This is a genomic window from Roseburia sp. OM02-15, assembly GCF_003481835.1.
GTDB lineage: Bacteria > Bacillota > Clostridia > Lachnospirales > Lachnospiraceae > Eubacterium_I > Eubacterium_I ramulus_A.
The window spans coordinates 40,826-60,679 of sequence record NZ_QULX01000012.1 but is presented as its reverse complement, the minus strand read 5'-3'; the positions used below and the strand labels follow the sequence as shown (position 1 = coordinate 60,679).

Annotated in this window: 17 protein-coding genes; 14 read left to right on the top strand and 3 right to left on the bottom strand. The window is 42.8% G+C overall.

Annotation, left to right across the window (positions count from 1 at the left end):
• Window positions 1–224 precede the first annotated feature (224 nt).
• Together DXB15_RS11540 and DXB15_RS11535 are read left to right on the top strand one after the other, a co-directional pair.
• Window positions 225–1,607 (top strand): short-chain fatty acid transporter, encoded by a 1,383-nt coding sequence (locus tag DXB15_RS11540; RefSeq protein ID WP_109216019.1) that lies wholly within the window; start codon window positions 225–227, stop codon window positions 1,605–1,607.
• A gap of 105 nt (window positions 1,608–1,712) precedes the next feature.
• Window positions 1,713–2,198 carry a hypothetical protein gene (locus tag DXB15_RS11535; protein ID WP_146190219.1) on the top strand — a complete coding sequence of 162 codons (486 nt, stop codon included), beginning with the start codon at window positions 1,713–1,715 and terminating at the stop codon, window positions 2,196–2,198.
• Between the two features lie 167 nt (window positions 2,199–2,365).
• On the opposite strand, the gene DXB15_RS11530 is transcribed toward DXB15_RS11535, so the two are convergent.
• Genes DXB15_RS11530 through DXB15_RS11520 form a run of 3 tightly spaced genes read right to left on the bottom strand, consistent with a single transcriptional unit; the run spans window position 2,366 to window position 6,884 of the window.
• A complete protein-coding gene (locus DXB15_RS11530; RefSeq protein WP_330427515.1) occupies window positions 2,366–3,760 on the bottom strand; it encodes a HAMP domain-containing sensor histidine kinase in 1,395 nt (464 codons plus the stop codon).
• Window positions 3,761–3,799: 39 nt separating this feature from the next.
• The gene (locus tag DXB15_RS11525) at window positions 3,800–4,498 is read right to left on the bottom strand and encodes a response regulator transcription factor (RefSeq protein WP_109216022.1); all 699 of its coding nucleotides are present in this window, start codon (window positions 4,496–4,498) and stop codon (window positions 3,800–3,802) included.
• A 10-nt stretch (window positions 4,499–4,508) separates the two neighbouring features.
• A complete protein-coding gene (locus DXB15_RS11520; RefSeq protein WP_118703043.1) occupies window positions 4,509–6,884 on the bottom strand; it encodes an endonuclease MutS2 in 2,376 nt (791 codons plus the stop codon).
• A 235-nt stretch (window positions 6,885–7,119) separates the two neighbouring features.
• On the opposite strand from DXB15_RS11520, the gene DXB15_RS11515 reads away from it, so the two are divergent.
• The 12 genes from DXB15_RS11515 to DXB15_RS11460 all read left to right on the top strand — a co-directional run bounded on the left by DXB15_RS11515 (window position 7,120) and on the right by DXB15_RS11460 (window position 19,743).
• The gene (locus DXB15_RS11515) at window positions 7,120–8,367 is read left to right on the top strand and encodes a S1C family serine protease (protein WP_109216024.1); all 1,248 of its coding nucleotides are present in this window, start codon (window positions 7,120–7,122) and stop codon (window positions 8,365–8,367) included.
• A gap of 136 nt (window positions 8,368–8,503) precedes the next feature.
• Entirely contained in the window at window positions 8,504–9,448 is a 945-nt protein-coding gene (locus tag DXB15_RS11510) for a 3'-5' exoribonuclease YhaM family protein (RefSeq protein WP_109216025.1), read from the top strand.
• A 198-nt stretch (window positions 9,449–9,646) separates the two neighbouring features.
• Window positions 9,647–11,023 (top strand): 23S rRNA (uracil(1939)-C(5))-methyltransferase RlmD, encoded by a 1,377-nt coding sequence (gene rlmD, locus DXB15_RS11505; RefSeq protein WP_118703042.1) that lies wholly within the window; start codon window positions 9,647–9,649, stop codon window positions 11,021–11,023.
• 29 nt (window positions 11,024–11,052) lie between these two features.
• Window positions 11,053–11,412 carry a hypothetical protein gene (locus DXB15_RS11500; RefSeq protein WP_118703041.1) on the top strand — a complete coding sequence of 120 codons (360 nt, stop codon included), beginning with the start codon at window positions 11,053–11,055 and terminating at the stop codon, window positions 11,410–11,412.
• 33 nt (window positions 11,413–11,445) lie between these two features.
• The gene (locus tag DXB15_RS17740) at window positions 11,446–11,541 is read left to right on the top strand and encodes a zinc-ribbon domain-containing protein (RefSeq protein WP_118703040.1); all 96 of its coding nucleotides are present in this window, start codon (window positions 11,446–11,448) and stop codon (window positions 11,539–11,541) included.
• 15 nt (window positions 11,542–11,556) lie between these two features.
• Complete coding sequence (locus DXB15_RS11490; protein WP_118703039.1) at window positions 11,557–12,411, top strand: C-type lectin domain-containing protein; 855 nt, start codon at window positions 11,557–11,559, stop codon at window positions 12,409–12,411.
• 13 nt (window positions 12,412–12,424) lie between these two features.
• The gene (locus DXB15_RS11485) at window positions 12,425–13,681 is read left to right on the top strand and encodes a glycoside hydrolase family 3 protein (protein WP_242979880.1); all 1,257 of its coding nucleotides are present in this window, start codon (window positions 12,425–12,427) and stop codon (window positions 13,679–13,681) included.
• 129 nt (window positions 13,682–13,810) lie between these two features.
• Window positions 13,811–14,737 carry a LysR family transcriptional regulator gene (locus DXB15_RS11480; protein WP_109216028.1) on the top strand — a complete coding sequence of 309 codons (927 nt, stop codon included), beginning with the start codon at window positions 13,811–13,813 and terminating at the stop codon, window positions 14,735–14,737.
• Between the two features lie 220 nt (window positions 14,738–14,957).
• Complete coding sequence (locus DXB15_RS11475; protein ID WP_109216029.1) at window positions 14,958–15,167, top strand: alpha/beta-type small acid-soluble spore protein; 210 nt, start codon at window positions 14,958–14,960, stop codon at window positions 15,165–15,167.
• A 433-nt stretch (window positions 15,168–15,600) separates the two neighbouring features.
• Window positions 15,601–16,869: a zinc-binding dehydrogenase gene (locus DXB15_RS11470; RefSeq protein ID WP_118703038.1), complete on the top strand. Its 1,269-nt coding sequence runs from the start codon at window positions 15,601–15,603 to the stop codon at window positions 16,867–16,869.
• Window positions 16,870–16,929: 60 nt separating this feature from the next.
• A complete protein-coding gene (locus DXB15_RS11465) occupies window positions 16,930–17,691 on the top strand; it encodes a DeoR/GlpR family DNA-binding transcription regulator (RefSeq protein WP_118703037.1) in 762 nt (253 codons plus the stop codon).
• Window positions 17,692–17,787: 96 nt separating this feature from the next.
• Window positions 17,788–19,743 carry a PTS mannitol transporter subunit IICBA gene (locus tag DXB15_RS11460; RefSeq protein ID WP_118703036.1) on the top strand — a complete coding sequence of 652 codons (1,956 nt, stop codon included), beginning with the start codon at window positions 17,788–17,790 and terminating at the stop codon, window positions 19,741–19,743.
• Window positions 19,744–19,854 lie beyond the last annotated feature (111 nt).

Below are 19,854 nucleotides of genomic sequence, written 5' to 3'. Positions count from 1 at the left end.
TGGAATACAAGAGAGAATGAAAGAGAGAAAAATAGGAGTGGTTTATAAGCGAATTTGCCTACTATTTTTTACAAATATAAAAAAATTATAAAAAATGCTAAAAAAGTATAAAAACGATTCAATTTTTCTCAAATTTGATTTGTTATTAAGTAACTGCTTGGTAACTCAAAAAAAGAGGAGTATAATACAACATATAGTTCAAGGTAGAGAAAGGAGAGGGGACTATGTTTAAAAAATTTACAAATGGCTGTGTAAAACTCGTACAGCGATTCCTTCCTGACGCATTCGTTTTCTGTATTATCTTAACGATTGTCGTATTTATCGCAGCAATGCCGGTAGCAGGTATGAATCCGATCGAAGTTGCAAACGCCTGGGGATCAGGTGTATGGGGACTGTTAGCATTCTCCATGCAGATGGCACTGGTTCTTGTACTTGGTAGTGCATTGGCAAACGCACCGGCTATCAAGAGAATTATTGTAAAACTTGCTGGAGTACCGAAAAAACCAGCAGGAGCAGTTGCATTCGTTACAATTATTTCTGCAATCTGCTGCTTCATTAACTGGGGATTTGGTCTGATCATCGGCGCATTACTTGCAAAAGAAGTAGCAAAGAAGATCAAAGGTCTTGATTATCGTCTGATCATTGCAGCCGCTTATTCAGGATTCGTAATCTGGCATTCAGGAATTTCCGGATCTATTCCGCTTGGTATGACAGCTCTCGATGTTGACGGAACTGTTGCAAATACAGGTGGAGCAGTTACAGAGGTTGTTCCTACATCACAGACAATTTTCTCTGCATGGAACCTGATCATGGTTGTAGCAGTAGTAGTTGTTGTCGCTATCGTAAATGCAAAAATGCATCCGGATGCAAAAGATGTTGTTTCCATCGATCCGAAACTTCTGGAAGATGCACCGGAAGCAGTTGAGACAAAAGCGAAAAAAGATCGTACACCGGCTGAGAAACTTGAGAACAGTATGATTCTTTCTTATATCGTTGTTGTAATCGGAGCAGTTTATCTGATTTACTATTTCGTGAATGCAGGTTCTATTCTGAACGCATTATCACTGAATATCGTAAACTTGATTTTCTTAATCCTTGGTATTGCATTCCATAAGACACCGATCGGTTATGTAAAAGCCATCATGGAGTCTGCAGAGAGTGCTGGTGGTATTATCTTACAGTTCCCATTCTACGCTGGTATTCAGGGTATGATGGTTACCGCAGGTTCAAACGGCGTATCCCTTGCATCTGCAATCAGTAATGGATTTGTAAGTATTTCTACACCGCGTACATTCCCGGTACTGTGCTACTTAGCAGCAGGTATCGTAAACTTCTTCGTACCGTCAGGCGGCGGACAGTGGGCTGTTCAGGGACCTATCATGATGCCTGCAGGATTAAAACTTGGCGTTACACCAGCTGTTACAGCTATGGGTATTGCCTGGGGTGATGCATGGACAAACATGCTGCAGCCGTTCTGGGCACTTCCGGCACTTGGTATCGCAGGTCTGGGTGCAAGAGATATCATGGGTTACTGTGCAATCGTACTGATCGTATCCGGTATCGTTACAGCACTTGGATTCCTGTTCTTAGTACCATTACTGGCATAGGAAGAAATAATTTTTAGAAAGTTTGTTTTTTAACGTATGGAAAATGTAACAATTATCAGTCACCTGACCCCGCGTGAGTGGAAAATGTCGTGGGAAAATAAGGTTGTGGAAGATTCAAGAGAGAATATGCGTGCGTATCAGCAGCAGAATTGCTTTTGGGGACATTTTAAGAATGACAGGGACTTTACGATCTGCCATCACAAAGAGTTTGAAATTAAAGGTATGAGTCTTGGACTTTACTTTAATGGAACAATCGAAGATGATGAGCGTGGTTGTAAGATTGTTGGTAAATTCGGAAAGAAGAAAACAGCAAATCTGTTTCTTGGAATGGGAGCAGCGCTCTGTATCGCAGCAATATTTGGAGCAATCGCACGTCAGGATATGGAAGTATCCATTGTCGCGACTGTATTGCTTGCCATTTTACTGATTGTCTATTTTGCAAAGCCACAGAAGGGACAGAAACGGATTCTGGACCAGCTGGAGAAAATATCCTTTGATAATAACTATCATAGAAAGGTGAGTAAAAAAGCAAAAGCAGATGTGAAGAAAAAACGAACCATGCGGGAAAAAGCAATGGTGAATGTGGAGTAAAAAGGAAAACCCGAACAGATCAGAAATGAACTGTTCGGGTTCTTTCTTTGCTTGATTGGAAATTATGCTGAATTTCTTATTAAACGCTTGATTATCTATACAATCTGCCGGTCATAAGAAGTAAGTATAAATGTTCACAAATCTATTGCAAGGAGAATGAGAAGAAATTAATTTTCATTCTCTGCATAAGGGAGGGTGAAGATAAATTCGGTTCCTACCCCTTCGGTACTGATGACATTAATATTTTCATGGTGTGCATGAATGATCTCTTTTACAATGGCAAGACCAAGTCCGGTGCCTTTTTTATCTTTTCCACGGGATGCATCTGTCTTATAAAAACGTTCCCAGATACGTCCGATGCTGTCTTTGGGAATACCAATGCCGCGATCTTTGACGGATACAAATACCTTTCCGTTTCGCAGCGTAGTTTCAATCGTGATGGCGGAATCTGCATTGCTGAATTTAAAAGCATTGTCGATCAGATTGTGCATAACCTGATCAATTTTTGCGGAATCTGCTTTGACATACAGTTCGTCTCCGGTCAGGATCAGGTCAAAGGAAAGGCGCTTTTCTTTACAGCGTCCCTCAAACATCAGTATTGTTCGTTTGATGAGCTGATTCAGATCAAATACGGTCAGATTCAGGTACGTGCCTTTAGAACCATATTTATTCAATTCCAGAAGACTTTGCGTCAGCTTTTCCAGACGTTCTGCTTCAAAAATGATAACGTTTAAATATTTTTCCTGTAACTCCGGTGGAATCGTACCATCTGCCATCGCCTGTGCGTAACCTTTGATGGATGTCAGTGGAGAACGGAAGTCGTGAGACACATTGGAAACGAATTTGTGCTGATCGTTTTCAAGTGCATCCAATTCCACTGCCATGTAGGTTAAAGTATCTGCCAGTGTTCCAAGTTCATCCTGCCGATGCAACTCCAGTTTGGTTTCAAAATCGCCCTCTGCATAGGAGACAGCGGCTTTACAGATCGTATTCAGTGGGCGGTAAACGGTAAAGAAGAATACCACCAAAATGATCATGGCCAGCAGTGCCAGAAAAATCAGGGACAGATAATAACTGTTCAGTAAGCCATATTGCAGATCTGAAATGTGGCTCAGTGGCTGACAGATCAGGACATAACAGCTTACACTGTAATTATGAGTGACCGGCGTATAAACACTTAGCACATCGGAATCATAAAGGTTGTAAAAATGGTTGATATTATAATAATCGCTTCCAAAATCCAGAATGTCAAAATCCGGGATCATTTCGGAGTCAGTGGCTTCCCAGGATTCGGTAGAAGTCACAAGAATTTTCCCGTCGGTATCCACGACATAAATATCTGCATTCAGGTAGCTGCCTACTGCATAAAGCTGTTTTTGAAACTGTGTCAGCGTCATATCGGAACTGTAATAGTTGGTTCCAAAGGACGTGGCGATCAGGTTACTTTCCCGGCGTAGAGCAGAGGCAAAATGTTTTTCGAGATATTTCTGATTGTAACGGGCAGTAAAGGTGGATATCATAATAAATCCAAGCACTGCAAATACAAGATAAGAAAATATCATCCTGAAAAGTATTTTATGTTTCATATGAAATAAATGCGGTTAGCGGCGTTCGAATTTGTATCCGATGCCCCATACCGTTGAAATCCCCCAATGTTCGTGATCTTTGATTTTTTCCCGGAGACGTTTGACATGTACGTCAACGGTACGTGTGTCGCCCAGATATTCATAGCCCCAGATGTTGTCCAAAAGCTGTTCTCTGGTGAACACCTGATTTGGAGAGGAAGCAAGGAAATACAGAAGTTCCAGCTCCTTTGGCGGCATGTCGATGATCTGTCCGTAATACATGACAGAGTAGTTGGTCAGATTGATGACCAGATCCGGATATTCCACACATTTGATCTCTGGTTCTGCCTTTTCCGGTTTCATGACCTGATAGCGTCTCAGCACTGCTTTGACTCTCGCAACTAATTCCTTAGAATCGAATGGCTTGATGATATAGTCGTCAGCGCCAAGTTCCAGACCAAGTACTTTGTCAAATACTTCACCTTTGGCAGAAAGCATAATGATCGGTACGTTGGACTGTGTCCGGATCTCACGGCAGACCTGATATCCGTCGATGCCCGGGAGCATCAGATCCAGTAAAATGAGATTTGGCTGATAAGTTTTAAATTCGCGCAGAGCGGATTCTCCGTCTTCTACGATCTTCGTATCATAACATTCTTTCAGCAGATACAATGAGATCAGCTCAGCGATATTGGCATCGTCATCTACGATCAGAATTTTCTGTTTGACTGCCATAATTTTCCTCCTATTCGAATTCGGCGATCGTTACACCGGCATCACCTTCGCCAAATTCGCCAAGATGATAAGATTTTACATATTTTTGTTTCTTTAAATGGTTCTGAACCGCTTTGCGCAGCGCACCGGTACCTTTTCCGTGAACAATACGCACGGTTTTTAAATGTGCCAGATAAGCGTCATCCAGATATTTATCCAGTTCCATTAGAGCTTCATCTACGGTTTTACCGATCAGGTTGATTTCTGGAGAAACGGATAATGATTTTGCCATTTTCAGCTTGCCGGCGCCGGTTTTTGTGTTTTGTACAACCGGAGTGGCATCTTCGTTTAACAGAACAAGATCGCGGATATTGGTCTGATAACGCAGGATACCAGCTTGCACGAACAGATTTCCTTTGGCATCCGGAAGGGTGTGAACGGTTCCCTTCAGGTTCATGCTGAGAATCTTGACGGAATCCCCCAGACGCAGCTTCTTCGGAACGTTGTGGTTGACGGCAGCTTTCTTTTTCATGGAAGATTTGGACTGAGCTTTGTCCAGTTTCTTGCGGACTTTTTCACGGTCTTTTTCCATGGCAGCAGCATCCACATGAGTTTTGCCATATTTATGGAAGTTGCGGATGGTTTCGTCTGCCAGATCTTTTGCTTCTTTTAAAATAGCGGCGGCCTGTTGGTTTGCTTCCTGTAAAATACGGTCGCGGCTGCGGTTTAATTTATCCTGTTTTTCTTCTAATTGTTTCTTTAAAGAGGCAGCTTCCTGTTTGTAACGGTTGATCTCTGCCTGTTCTTTTTCAATGGTGAGACGGCTCTGTTCCAGATCAGCGATCACGTCCTCAAAACTTTCATTTTCTTTGGTAATGCGTGTTTTGGCATCTTCGATCAGATCAGAAGGAAGTCCGATCTTGCTGGAAATGGCAAAGGCATTACTTTTGCCCGGAATACCGATCAGCAGACGGTAGGTAGGGCTTAAGGTCTGTACGCTGAATTCGCAGCAGGCATTTTCTACACCTTCTGTGGAGAGTGCGTAAAGCTTGATCTCACTGTAGTGCGTGGTTGCCATGGTGCGAATCTTATCCTGACGAAGACGGTCGAGGATGGAAATCGCAAGGGCGGCACCTTCATCCGGATCTGTACCGGCACACAACTCATCAAAAAGAACGAGGGAGTGCGGGGTAGCATGTTTCAGGATGGAAACGATGTTTGTCATATGAGAAGAAAAAGTACTCAGACTCTGCTCAATACTCTGTTCATCTCCGATATCTGCGTATACATCGTCAAAAATAGCAAGTTCGGAACGATCTTTTGCCGGAATGTGCAATCCTGCCTGTCCCATCAGGGTAAACAGACCGACCGTTTTTAAAGAAACGGTTTTACCACCAGTATTCGGTCCGGTAACGATCAGCAGGTGAAACTCATCGCCCAGATGAACATCGATGGGAACGACTTTTTTCGGGTTCAGCAGCGGATGGCGTCCCTGACGGATCCGGATACGTCCTTCCGTGTTGAAGATCGGAGCCATACCGTTTTGGATTTTTGCCAGATTTGCCTTTGCAAAAATAAAATCAAGATCCGTCAGGATATGATAATTATCCATCAGGAAATCTGAGTACTGGGCAGTCAGATTACTGAGTTCTGCCAACACTGCTTCGATGGCTTCCTGCTCTTTTAAAAATGCTTCTTTTAAATCGTTATTTAATTTTACAACGGACATCGGTTCGATAAACAGGGTGGAACCGGTAGCGGACTGATCGTGGATCATGCCTGGAACCTGTCCTTTGTATTCTGCCTTGACCGGCAGACAGTAACGACCGTTTCGCATGGTGACAACCGTATCCTGTAAATAAGAACGGGTGGTGGAACTGTTCAACAAACTGTTCATGGCACCATGGATCTTGTCATTGATATTGCGGATGGTCCGCCGCACACTGTGCAGAGCCGGGCTTGCATCATCACTGATCTCATCCTCTGCTAAAATACAGCGGCGGATTTCTTCTAAAAGCGGTGTCAGCGGCTCAAGTCTTGCAAACATATCATCCAGCGAATCCTTTGGCAGATCGTCACGGTTTTCTCTGGAATAAGATTTTGCGCGTTTCGTAATCTCTAACAGGTTACAGACAGACAGAAGTTCGGCAGCGTTTAATGTACCGCCGATTTCCAGTCGTTTCATCTGAAATCCCGGATCTTTTAAGCCACCGAAAGTCAGATTGCCTTTGCGGTAGATGCGGGAAAGTGCATCCGATGTCTGTGTCTGTGCCTGTATGATATCCTGTTTGTCTGTCATAGGCTTCAGTTCGAGACAGCGTTTTTTGCCGGCATCGGAAGTCGCCTGATCTGCAAGCAGGTGAATGATTTTGTCATATTCTAAAACTTTTAATGCTTTTTGATTCATATGTCCTCCATAACATAAACAACATAAACGAAATTAAGTCGCTATTATTTATATTTTAACGCATAATCAGGAAAGTGAAAAGAGAAGATTGCATTAATTTTGCTATGGTATTGGCACTGTGGAAGAAATAGTTGCATAAGAATTACAGAAAACGTATAATAGTTCCATAAGACTTATATGCTGAGGGCGTTCCGGAATGTGTGGACGCTGAAATGATTCAGAAAGGTGTTTGACCATGGATAAGAAAAAGCAGGAAGAATATCATTTTGTAAAAGAGCATATCAAGAAAATTCCGCCGGATCGAAAGAAACGGAGAATGAGTCTGGGATGGACGATTCTTCTGGCAGCTGTGTTCGGTGTGGTTGCTGCACTGGTGTTTTGTGCTGTAAAACCGGCAATCGAGCGGCTGTTTCAGTCCGAAAATGAGCAGGTAGTATTGTCCAGTGATGAGACAAAAGAAGCGGATACTGCTGATGAACCGGTATATATTACAGAAACGCAGCAGATGGATCTGAATGATTATCAGATTTTGCAAAATAAACTGTATGCGGTGGGACGGGAAGCGAACAAATCCGTGGTGTCCGTCAAAGGCATCGGACAGACGACGGATTGGTTTGACACGGAGCATGTGATGGAAAATCAGGGTTCCGGCATTATTCTTGCCGATACGAACGGTCGTTATCTGATCGCTACGGAGCGAAAGTTGATTGCAGAAGCAAACCAGATTGAGGTCAGCTTTTATGATGACAGTACTGCGGAAGCAGAACTGATCGCGTACGATGGAACGACCGGAATTGCTGTTTTAAGTGTACAGAAAAGTCAGGTGTCAGAGGATACGCAAAACCGGGTGGCAGCAGCGACTCTGGGAAGTTCTTCGGCACTGACACAGGGAACCATTGTGATCGCAATCGGAAGTCCGCTTGGAGAGCCTTTTTCAGTTCTGACGGGAAACGTGACTTCCAGCAGTCATGAAGTGACAGCTACGGATGCAAATTATAAAGTGATTTCCACAGATATTAATGCCGGTTCAGGCGGAAGTGGTGCGCTGATCAACTTAAACGGTGAGGTCGTGGGACTGATCTTGCAGAGTTTTGGTACGGAGGCAGCACAAAGTACCGTTACAGCGATTGGTATTACAGAGATCCGTTCTATGCTGGAAAAAATGTCAAATGGGGATACTCCGGCGTATCTTGGTCTGGAAGTGAGTACAGTGTCAAGTACTATCGCCAAAGAGAACAAGATCCCGAAAGGGGTATATGTGAAAAATGTCGCACAGGATTCGCCGGCGATGCAGGCGGGACTTCAAAATGGCGATGTGATCACACAGATTGGCAATACAGAACTGACTTCCGCGGAACAGTATCGCACCTGTTTGTTACAGGAAAAAGAGGGGCAGCAGGAGAAAGTCACACTTCAGCGTATGGGCGCGGATAAGAAGTATCAGGAAATGACGGTGGAAGTAACGTTTGATGCGGCAAAATAGCTGAAGTGGCAAGAACATAAGAATATAAGGGCAAAAACAAGACCAGTCAGAACATGACAGTAAAAATAATACCGTAAGAAAAAGACAGTATGAATTAGTATGAAATAGAAAGGACCCGACAGGGGATGAGTGAATTATGAAATATATTGAAGAACTGCGTGAGGGAGAACGAATCGGAGAGGTATATCTGTGTAAACATAAACAGACTGCGACAACAAAAGCAGGAAAACCATATGATTCTCTGATTCTTCAGGATAAAACGGGCACCCTGGATGCAAAAATCTGGGATGTTGGTTCCAGCGGAATTGAGGAGTTTGACAAACTGGATTATATCTATGTGGTCGGAGATGTGACCAGCTTTCAGGGCGCGTTACAGCTGAATGTCAAACGTGTGAAAAAAATGTCAGAGACCGATGTGAATCCATCCGATTATCTTCCGGTCAGTGAATATAATATAGAAGAAATGTATCAGAAACTGTTAGCTTATATCGCACAGATGAAGCATCCATATCTGAAACAGCTTGCAGAGTCTTTCTTTGCAGATGCAGACTTTGCAAAACGTTTCCAATTTCATTCCGCTGCCAAAAGTGTACATCACGGATTCGTGGGCGGACTGGTAGAACATACGTTACATGTGACACAGATCTGTGACTTTTTCAGCAAATTGTATCCGATGCTGAACCGTGATCTGCTGCTGACTGCTGCGATGTTCCATGATATCGGAAAACTTACAGAGCTTTCTACGTTCCCGGCAAATGATTACACGGATGATGGTCAGTTACTGGGACATATTATGATCGGAGCCATGGAAGTGCAGAAACATATTGATCAGATTGAAGGATTTCCGAAACGGACAGCTTCTGAGCTGATTCACTGTATTCTGGCACATCATGGCGAACTGGAATATGGTTCCCCGAAAAAACCGGCGCTGGCAGAGGCGATTGCGCTGAGTTTTGCGGACAACTCCGATGCAAAACTGGAAACTATGCGGGAAGCATTGTCTAACATTCCGGAAAACAGTCTGGAGTGGCAGGGATTCAATCGTTTCCTTGATTCTAATATCAGAAGAACAAGCAAGTAATATATCAGATGAGTAAAAATAAGTGCTCCCGATGCTGTTGTGTCCGGAGCACTTGATTTCTAAGAAGATAGGATGATATGTAATTTGCAGATTTCTGAAAAATACAACGATACTGGAAAAGATTGCGGCATGGAATGATGCCATGATATGGCTGCTTGTTGACATTTGAAAATGATGTTACTTTTGGAAAGGATAACTATGCAGAAAAACGATGAATTGATTTTGAAAATAGAGGATATGGGCGTGGACGGAGCTGGTATCGGAAAAGCAGACGGTATGACATTTTTTGTAAAAGATGCCGTTATTGGCGATGTGGTGCGGGCGAAGGTCATGAAACTGAAAAAGACTTATGGCTATGCCCGTCTTATGGAGCTCCTGGAGGCGTCGCCGGATCGTGTGGAACCGAAATGTCCGTATTACAGACAGTGTGGCGGCTGTCAGATTCAGGCTTTGTCCTATGAAAAACAGTTAGAGTTTAAAGAGCGTAAAGTACGTAATAATCTGGAACGTATCGGTGGATTTTCGGAAATCCCGATGGAACCGATTGTTGGTATGGAAGAGCCATATCATTATCGGAACAAGGCGCAGTTCCCGGTGGGAACAGACAAAGATGGGCATATCGTGACCGGATTTTATGCGGGACGCACGCATACGATTATTCCGAATCGCGACTGTGCATTGGGACTTCCTGTAAATCGGGAGATTCTGGATCTTGTCATTGATTTTATGGAAAAATATCATGTTTCCGCATATGATGAGAAAACCGGAAAAGGACTGGTGCGTCATGTGTTGATTCGCTGTGGATTTACCAGTAAGGAGAAGATGGTCTGTCTGATCATCAATGGAAAAAGTCTGCCACACAGCGAAAAGCTGGTGGAAGCGCTGCGCAAGATTGATGGAATGACAAGTATTTCTATCAATTGTAATACCGGGCGTACCAACGTGATTCTTGGACGCAAGACGGTCGTGCTCTGGGGACAGGAATATATCACAGATCAGATTGGAGAAATTTCTTATGAAATCTCACCGGTATCTTTTTATCAGGTGAATCCGGTGCAGACGGAGAAACTTTATGGTTTGGCATTGGAGTATGCAGATCTGCACGGGGAGGAAAATGTCTGGGATCTGTATTGCGGCATTGGAACAATTTCACTGTTTTTGGCGCAGAAGGCAAAACAGGTGTATGGTGTGGAGATCATTCCGCAGGCGATTGAAAATGCGAAACGGAATGCGGTGAAAAATGGTATCGAAAATGCAGAATTTTTCGTTGGAAAATCTGAGGAAGTACTGCCAGAGTTTTATGAGAAAGAGGCGGCAGCAGGACGGAAGGCGCATGCAGATGTGATTGTGGTAGATCCGCCGAGAAAGGGATGTGACGAAAAACTGCTGGAGACGATTGTAAAAATGGCACCGGATCGGGTGGTTTATGTGAGCTGCGATTCTGCGACACTGGCACGGGATCTGAAGATACTGTGTGAAAATGGGTATGAATTAAAGCGTGTCCGGGCTGTGGATCAGTTCTGCCACACTGTTCATACAGAGAGTGTTTGTTTAATGGAAAGAAAAGATAAATAAGGGAGCAAATTGCAGAAAAGGAGAATGTGATGTACAGACCATCAATGTATAATAAACACGATGAATCAATGTATACTTTTGCAGAATTGTTTAATAATTGTAAGGTTTGCAATGATGTCATAATGAAACCGAATGATGAAGAAACGTATGGAAATGATGGATATTTTATTCATAGCAATGGTCAAAAGATCGGCTATGATTGGGAATATAGAGACCGATATTTTTTAAATTGCAGGCTGCAGTTTGATACATTGGGACAATACGAAAGAAAATTAAGAAAAGATTGTATTCAAATAGCAATACAGTGTGACTCTACCGAAACGGGAATTGCCGTTGGCTGGCATGAGGATTGGTTAGTGGAAGCAAAAGAAAATCGAAGCTTACAATAGAAAAAAGGTAGAGAGAAGAAAGGAGAAAAGAAAATGTTTTGTCCAAAGTGTGGTAAGCAATTGGATGATGGTGCAAAGTTTTGTTTCAACTGTGGATTTTCAATAGAATCCGTTAACAAAAATGCGTAGAATAGGAAGGCTGGTGTGCAGCCGAAACCGGTTGAGGTGCCAAGGAAACCTGAAGTAGAGCCGATGCAGCCAATCAAAGAGCAACAGGAGAATATGCAGTATGATTCATCATATCCGAATCATAAAAAAAGAAATGTGAAGATGGTGCTGGTGGTGGTCATAGCCGTAATTGTGGCAGCGATTGTAGTTATACTTGTAGCGCAACATTTGGGTTACACGTTACCGTTCCTGTCAAAGAATAATTATACTGTAAGCAGCGACCATGCTACCAAGTCGGATACTAAGGATGATGAAAACATCGACAGTAAAGATCATCAGGATAATGATGATAAAGACAAAAATTCTAATTTGAATAAGAATCAGAATTCTGATCAGGACAGTGATTCAGCAGATTCAGAGGAGACAGACAAACAGTCATCTGAAGAGGGGATTCATACCTATGAGGTGATCACCGCTGATATGACCTGGGATGAAGCATATAATGACTGTATAAAGCGTGGAGGATATCTGGCACGAATCAATTCCAGAGAAGAGTGGAATGCTATTATTGCACAGATTCAGGCATCCAACACAGAGGCATGCTATTTTTATGTATCAGGAACCAGAAACGATGGTGGAAGCTCTTATTATTGGAAGAATGAAAATGGTGAATTGTATGGAGAACCACTGAACAGCAGTGCATTCTGGGGCAATGATCTGTGGCTTGAAAATGAGCCGAGTTTTCAGGATGGCGATGTAACAGAAGATGTTATGGCAATTTTGTATATGAAATCAGCAAACCGCTGGGTACTGAACGATGTTGCAAACAACCCGCTTGAAACAGAAAGTTATTTGAGTGGAAAAATTGCTTATATTTGTGAGTATGAATAAAGAGGTTAGATCCATGAAATTAAAGTGGATAAAAAGAATGAGTGTGGGCGCGGCAATTGCCGTGCTCACTGCATTTTTTGTTGTCGGATGCGGCAGCACAGAAAAACAGAATAACGGGAGTTTGTCGACAGATTCCAGTCAGGACATTTCGGAAGTAAGTACAAAACAGGAAGTTCTTGAAAAATCAGAAGTTCCCAAAAAATCAGCGGATGAGTTGAAACGTGAAAAAGTGGAACAATATCTGGCAGATATGACAACCGAAGAAAAAGTAGCACAGCTATTTGTCATTACGCCGGAAGCCATTACCGATGTACAGACAGTCACGGCTGCTGGAAATGCGACCCGAAAGGCACTGGAAAAGTATCCGGTTGGCGGCATGGTATATATGAAAGCCAATCTGGTATCAGAAGATCAGACAAAAAAATTATTGGAAAATACCAAGACAATGTATAAAGAAATCGCGGATTTGCCAATTTTTCTGACGGTGGATGAGGAAGGCGGAACGGTAGCCAGAATTGCAGGAAATGATGGATTTTCCATAGAAAATGTCGGTTCGATGAATCTGATCGGGAAAAGCGGAGATACTGACAAAGCATATGAAGTCGGGGTTACGATAGGGACATATCTTTCGGATCTTGGATTTAATGTGGATTTTGCCCCAGTAGCAGATGTACTTACCAATTCCGAAAATCAGATTGTTGCCAAGCGTTCTTTTGGTTCTGACAGTGAACTGGTGACCAATATGGTGTTGGCAGAAATGAAAGGATTTGAAGAAACGGGAATATTATCCTGTGTAAAACATTTTCCGGGACATGGATGCACCATCGGCGATACTCATGAGGGTTATGCGTACACGGATAAGACCAGGGAGGAATTACAACAGGAAGAACTGGTGCCGTTTCAGGAGGCATGCGCGAATGGAGTACCTTTTGTCATGGTGGCGCATATTTCAGCACCGAATGTAATTGGTGATAATACACCGAGTTCATTATCGCCAGTTATGATCACGGATATTTTACGAAATGAATGGAATTACGATGGAATTGTCATTACAGATGCCTTGAATATGGGAGCTATCGTACAAAATTATTCTTCTGCCGATGCTGCGGTCAAAGCATTACAGGCAGGTGCAGATATGCTGTTGATGCCGGAAAATTTTCAGGAAGCCTATCAGGGCGTTTTGGATGCGCTGGAGAATGGTACATTGACACAGGAACAGATTGATTGTTCTGTAAGAAGAATTTTAAATGTGAAATTGAGTATGCAGTAAATAGAACAATCTATTATTTGATATAATTCCTATCTTTACAGTATGATATAAAAATGCTAAACTACCAGTTAAGAAATTTTATCTTATTTTTCATTAAGGCATTCATAGTTACTGAAAGAAGGAATGGACATGACATTTGTACAGTTAAAATATATATTGACCATAGCGGAAACGAAATCACTAAATAAGGCAGCAGAACAGTTGTATGTATCGCAGCCGTCTCTGACCAATGCATTAAAGGAACTGGAAAAAGAAGTAGGAATTACCATCTTTTTCCGTACCGGGCGCGGTGTGACATTGACAAACGATGGTGTGGAGTTTTTGACCTATGCCCGTGAGATTTACCGGGAGTATGAGCAGCTGATGCAGCGTTATGGGGATGGTGGTTCTTATAAAAAGAAATTTGCGGTATCTACGCAGCATTATTCCTTTTCGGTAAAAGCGTTTGTGGATGTGGCAAAAAAACTGGATATGTCAAAATATGAATTAGCCATTCGTGAGACCAAGACAGCGGAAGTCATCCAGGAAGTAAGCACGATGAAAAGTGAGATTGGAATCCTGTATTTGAGCGAATTCAATCGAAAATCCATGGAAAAATTATTCAAATCTGCAAATCTGGAATTTCATCCGCTGATCACCTGCAAAGCATATGTGTATTTGTGGAAGGATCATCCGCTGGCGAAGGAACCATATCTGACGCTGGAACAACTGGAACATTATCCGTGTCTGTCCTTTGAACAGGGAGATGACAGTTCTTTCTATCTGGCAGAAGAATTGTTCCCGACCAATGAATACAGTCAGATCATTCATGCCAACGACCGGGCAACGATGCTGAATCTGATGGTCGGTCTAAACGGCTATACGTTGTGTTCCGGTTTGATCTGTGAGGAATTAAATGGCAGTGATTATCGGGCAGTACCGTTTCGGAGTTTAGATCAGACGGGTGATATACAGGATGAAAATCAGATGGAGATCGGATATGTCACCAGAAAAAATCTGATTTTGAGCAAACTGGGACAGGAATATGTGATGGCACTGCGCCAGTATCTGGCGTAGTAGTTTGTGATTAAGAAATTGAGTTAGTGAAGGCACCAAAAACAAGAAGAATTTCCCAGACATAAAAACCACATCTCCGCTCATACTAGGAACAAGACAGAAAGCTTCACAAGGATACTTCTGTTGAGTTGAAAAGAAAAACAACCTTTCCCATTCAACAAAATTACCGGGAAGCGCCCTGTCTTTACTATAGAGAAAAACATTACGGAGGTGTAACAACATGAGTAATTCTAAGAGCTCAAACAAAGTGTCAGTTCCGGAGGCAAAAGAAGCAATGAACCGTTTCAAACAGGAAGTGGCATCCGAACTTGGAGTACCTTTAAAAGAGGGTTACAACGGAGATCTGACATCCCGTCAGGCAGGATCCATCGGTGGTGAAATGGTGAAAAAAATGATCATGAGACAGGAGGAGCAGATGTCTGACAAATAAGACCTGCTAAAACTACTCAGATCAGAGAGAAAATCATATACCGAATATTCGGATATGAGAAAAAAGAAGAGCAGCTGCGTTGTGCGGCTGCTCTTTTTCTATGAAAAGTTGGCGCTTTTCATAATGAAGATTGAAACGTTACAAAGTAAAAAGGTCTTTACTGTTGTTCCAACAATATAGCACAACAAAAGTATTCTGTCAATTCAAAAGTTATAATTTTTGAAGTAAAAATTTAAAGCAAAATTTTGTGTATTTTTACGTCAAAACAACAATTGACATTTCCACTGTATAGGCATATTATAATGACAACAGCTGTTGAAATAAAATAAATGAGCTTTTAAAACAACAATAAAAGGCAATAATGAAAAAGAAAATATTTTTGTTGTTGCAAAAGCGAAAAAACGGGAATAACATGTAGAAAGGAGCTTTTATTATGAAAGCAAAAGGAGTAAGATTACACGCAGCAAATGACCTGAGACTGGAAGAGTTCGAACTTCCGGAAATCACAGATGACGAAATCCTTGTAAAAGTAGTTTCTGACAGTATTTGTATGTCAACTTACAAATGTGCGATCCTTGGAACAGAGCATAAGAGAGTACATGAGGATGTTGCAGAGCATCCGGCAATCATGGGACATGAGTTCGCAGGTGACATCGTAAAAGTTGGTAAAAATCATCAGGATCAGTTTAAACCGGGTATGAAATTTACACTTCAGCCGGCATTAAACTACAAAGGAACCATGTGGAGCCCAGGATATTCTTATGAGTTTTTTGGCGGAGATACTACTTATTGCGTAATTCCAGCAGAGGTTATGGAGCTTGGATGCCTGCTTGAGTACAAAGGCCGTGCTTATTATGAAGCTTCTCTGGCTGAGCCGATGTCCTGCAGTATCGGAGCTTTCCATGCAGCTTACCATACACAGATGGGTGTATACACACACGAGATGGGTATCAAAGAGAATGGTAAACTTGCGATCATGGCAGGTGCAGGCCCGATGGGACTTGGTGCTTTAACCTATGCATTACACCGCGATGTACGTCCATCCATGGTTGTTGTTACAGACATTAATCAGGAGCGTCTGGATCGTGCAGAGGAATTATTCCCGGTTGCTGATTATAAAAAGGAAGGAATCGATCTTCATTTTGTAAATACAGGAAACTTTGAGGATCCGGTTGCTGAGCTGATCAAAATCTCCGGCGGCACAGGATATGACGATGTATTATGTTATGCACCGGTATCATCTGTTGTAACTCAGTCCAGCGCAATCCTTGGAAGAGATGGCTGCCTGAACTTCTTCGCAGGTCCGACAGACAAAAAATTCAGCGCAGAGATGAATTTCTACGATGTACATTACAATTCTACACATGTAATGGGAACTACCGGTGGAAATACTGCAGACATGATCGAATCTCTGGAGCTGACCGCTGCAAAACGCATCAATCCGGCTGTTATGGTAACACATATCGGTGGACTGGATGCTGCAGCTGAGACAACTCTGAATCTTCCGAAGATTCCGGGTGGAAAGAAATTAATTTATACACATTTAAGCATGCCGCTGACAGCATTAGATGAACTGAGAAAAGCAGCAGAAGAGAGAAACGATGACCGTTACATCGCTCTGGCTGACATTGTAGATACACATCAGGGATTATGGTGTCCGGAAGCAGAAGAATATTTACTTGCAAACTTTATTACAGAATAAGTACTGCCAGAATTCTCCGATCCATCAGGAATTGAGAGTCTCTGGCGGAGAGGAGAGACTATGGACGCAATGGAAATGCGCAGAAATGCGATTGCAGAACTGGTAAACAAACACGGAACCGTAAGTTTTTCACAGATTAAGGAACAGTTCCCGAATGTATCGGAAATGACACTCCGTACGGATCTTAAAGCCTTAGATGCGGCAAAAGAGATCGTAAGGATTCATGGTGGCGCAAAATCTGTACAGCTGGTGATCGGTACAGACGACTATCTCACCAGACGTTCGGTGCGCAACATACAGGCAAAACAGGAGATTGCAAAAAAGGCAAAACATCTGATCCTGCCGGATACCGCTATTTTTCTGGATTCCGGAAGTACAACGACAGAACTTGCCCGGATTTTTCCGGATCAGTCCAATCTGATCTATACCACAGGACTTTCCTGTGCAACGGAACTTGCCAATCTCACAAAGCCTGTCATCATGCTGACCGGCGGACAGTTGAACCGCTACAGCATCAGTATGTACGGTATCTCCGCGATTCGGGAACTGGAACAGGTAAACTTTCATCAGACATTTTTAGGGGTAACAGGGTATTCAATGAAAGCAGGTTTTACCTGTGGAAACAGTGAGGAAGCAATGTTAAAACGCACAGCGATCGCGCAGGCGGAGCAGGTGATCGTTTTGATGGATTCTTCCAAAACAGATGTCAAAAGTACTTATACAATCTGTGGTCTGTCGGATGTGGACGTCATTATATCCGACGGAAAATTGCCGGAAGATTTTCTTTTGGAATGTGAAAAACATCACATTGTCGTATATTAAAAATAGTACATAAAAAGAAAGTTTTTCGGATGCTGGTTTTGCAATATTTCCCATTGTGTTCGTAGTATGGGGACTACAAAAGTGGGAGGTATTATTGTGAAAAACAAAGTACAGAAATTCGGTAAGTTCCTGTCGGGAATGGTTATGCCGAATATTGGAGCATTGATCGCATTTGGTTTTCTGGCAGCGCTGTTCATCGATACAGGCTGGATTCCAAATGAAAAATTAAACAGTATGGTATCACCGATGCTGACATATCTGATCCCAATCCTGATCGCATCTACCGGTGGAAAAATGGTAGGCGGCGACAGAGGTCGTGTCGTAGGTGCTATCGCAGTTATCGGTGCGATTATGAGTGATACATCTATCACAATGCTGATGGCTGCTATGGTTATGGGACCGTTGGCAGGATTTTGTATCAAAAAATTTGATCAGCTGATGGACGGCCATATGCCGGCAGGATTTGAGATGCTGATCAACAACTTTTCCGCAGGTATCATTGGTATGCTGCTGGCAATTCTGGGGTATGTGGTTGTCGGCCCGGTGATGAGTGGTATTTTAGCTGTTCTGGCAGCAGGAGTAAATATTCTGGTAAGCCACAGCCTGCTTCCGCTGGTTGCAATTTTCATTGAGCCGGCAAAAGTATTATTCTTAAACAATGCAATTAATCATGGTATTTTCACACCGCTGGCTACTGCACAGGCAGCAGAGGTCGGAAAAACCATTATGTATATGCTTGAGCCAAACCCAGGTCCTGGACTTGGTGTTCTGCTTGCATACATGTTCTTCTGTAAAGATAAAAAGACAAAACAGTCCGCACCGAGCGCTGTGATCATTCACGTATTAGGTGGTATTCATGAGATTTACTTCCCGTATATTTTAATGAATCCGCTTGTGATCATCGCACCGATCGTCGGAAATATGGTAGCAATTTTCTGGTTTAACCTGACAGGCTGCGGTCTGGTAGGACCGGCTTCTCCGGGCTCCATCATTGCATATCTGATGATGGCTCCGGGACCGGATATCTGGAAAGTATTAGTTGGTGTGGCTATCGCAACAGGTATTTCCTTTGCCATCGCATCACCGATCGTAAAAATGGCAGGTGGCAAGACCAGTCTGGAAGATGCACAGGCAGAGATGGCAGCGATGAAAGCAGAAGCAAAAGGTGAGGTTGCTGCTCCGGTTGCAATCAAAGATGCATCTGAAGTAAAGAAAATCATTTTCGCATGTGATGCAGGAATGGGTTCCTCTGCTATGGGAGCAACAAAATTCCGTAACCGTCTGAAAGCGGTTTGTCCGCAGATTCATGTAAGTAACACTTCTGTCGATAATATTCCGGCAGACTGCGATATCGCGGTTGTTCAGACAACACTGGCAGACCGTGCAAGAAAATCTGCACCGCAGGCACAGCTTGTGACCATTGGAAACTTCCTTGCGGATCCGGCATTGGATGAACTGTATGAACAGCTGACCAGCAAAACCGCTGATACAGCAGCTTCTACACCGATAGCTGATACAAATGTTATAAATGAAAAACAGGCAGAGAAAACGACACCTGTTGTTGAAAATGCAGAAACAGAAGAAAAAATTTCAGACGTATTTGCTGAGACATCACAGGCTGCTTCTGAGAAAAAACAGGTTCTGATCAAAGAAGGAATTCGTCTGAATCAGGCACCTGTTTCAAAAGAAGAAGCTATTCAAGCAGCAGGTGAGTTATTACATCAGCTTGGCTACGTGGATGAAACTTATGTAGATGCTATGCAGGAACGTGAAAAACTGATCACAACCTATATGGGAATGGGTGTTGCAATCCCGCACGGAACCAGTCAGGCAAAAGGCACCGTAAAGAAAACAGGTATCGTATTCTTACAGTATCCGGAAGGTGTTGATTTTGGTGATGAAAAGGCACAGCTTGTGTTTGGAATTGCCGGAATCGGGGATGAACATCTGGATCTGCTGGCAAAGATCTGTGAAGTATTGGAAGACGAAGAAGTACTGGAAAAAATGAAAACGACTTCTGACCTTGACTGGGTAATGGAACGGTTATCTTAAAAGTTTCTTTGGTGGTGAAAATTTAAGATTGTGAAGGAAACTCCGGCTATTTTGTCTTATCGGCTAGTAATCGCTCGCTAAGAAAAATAGCCGGAGTTTCCAATTTGCGAT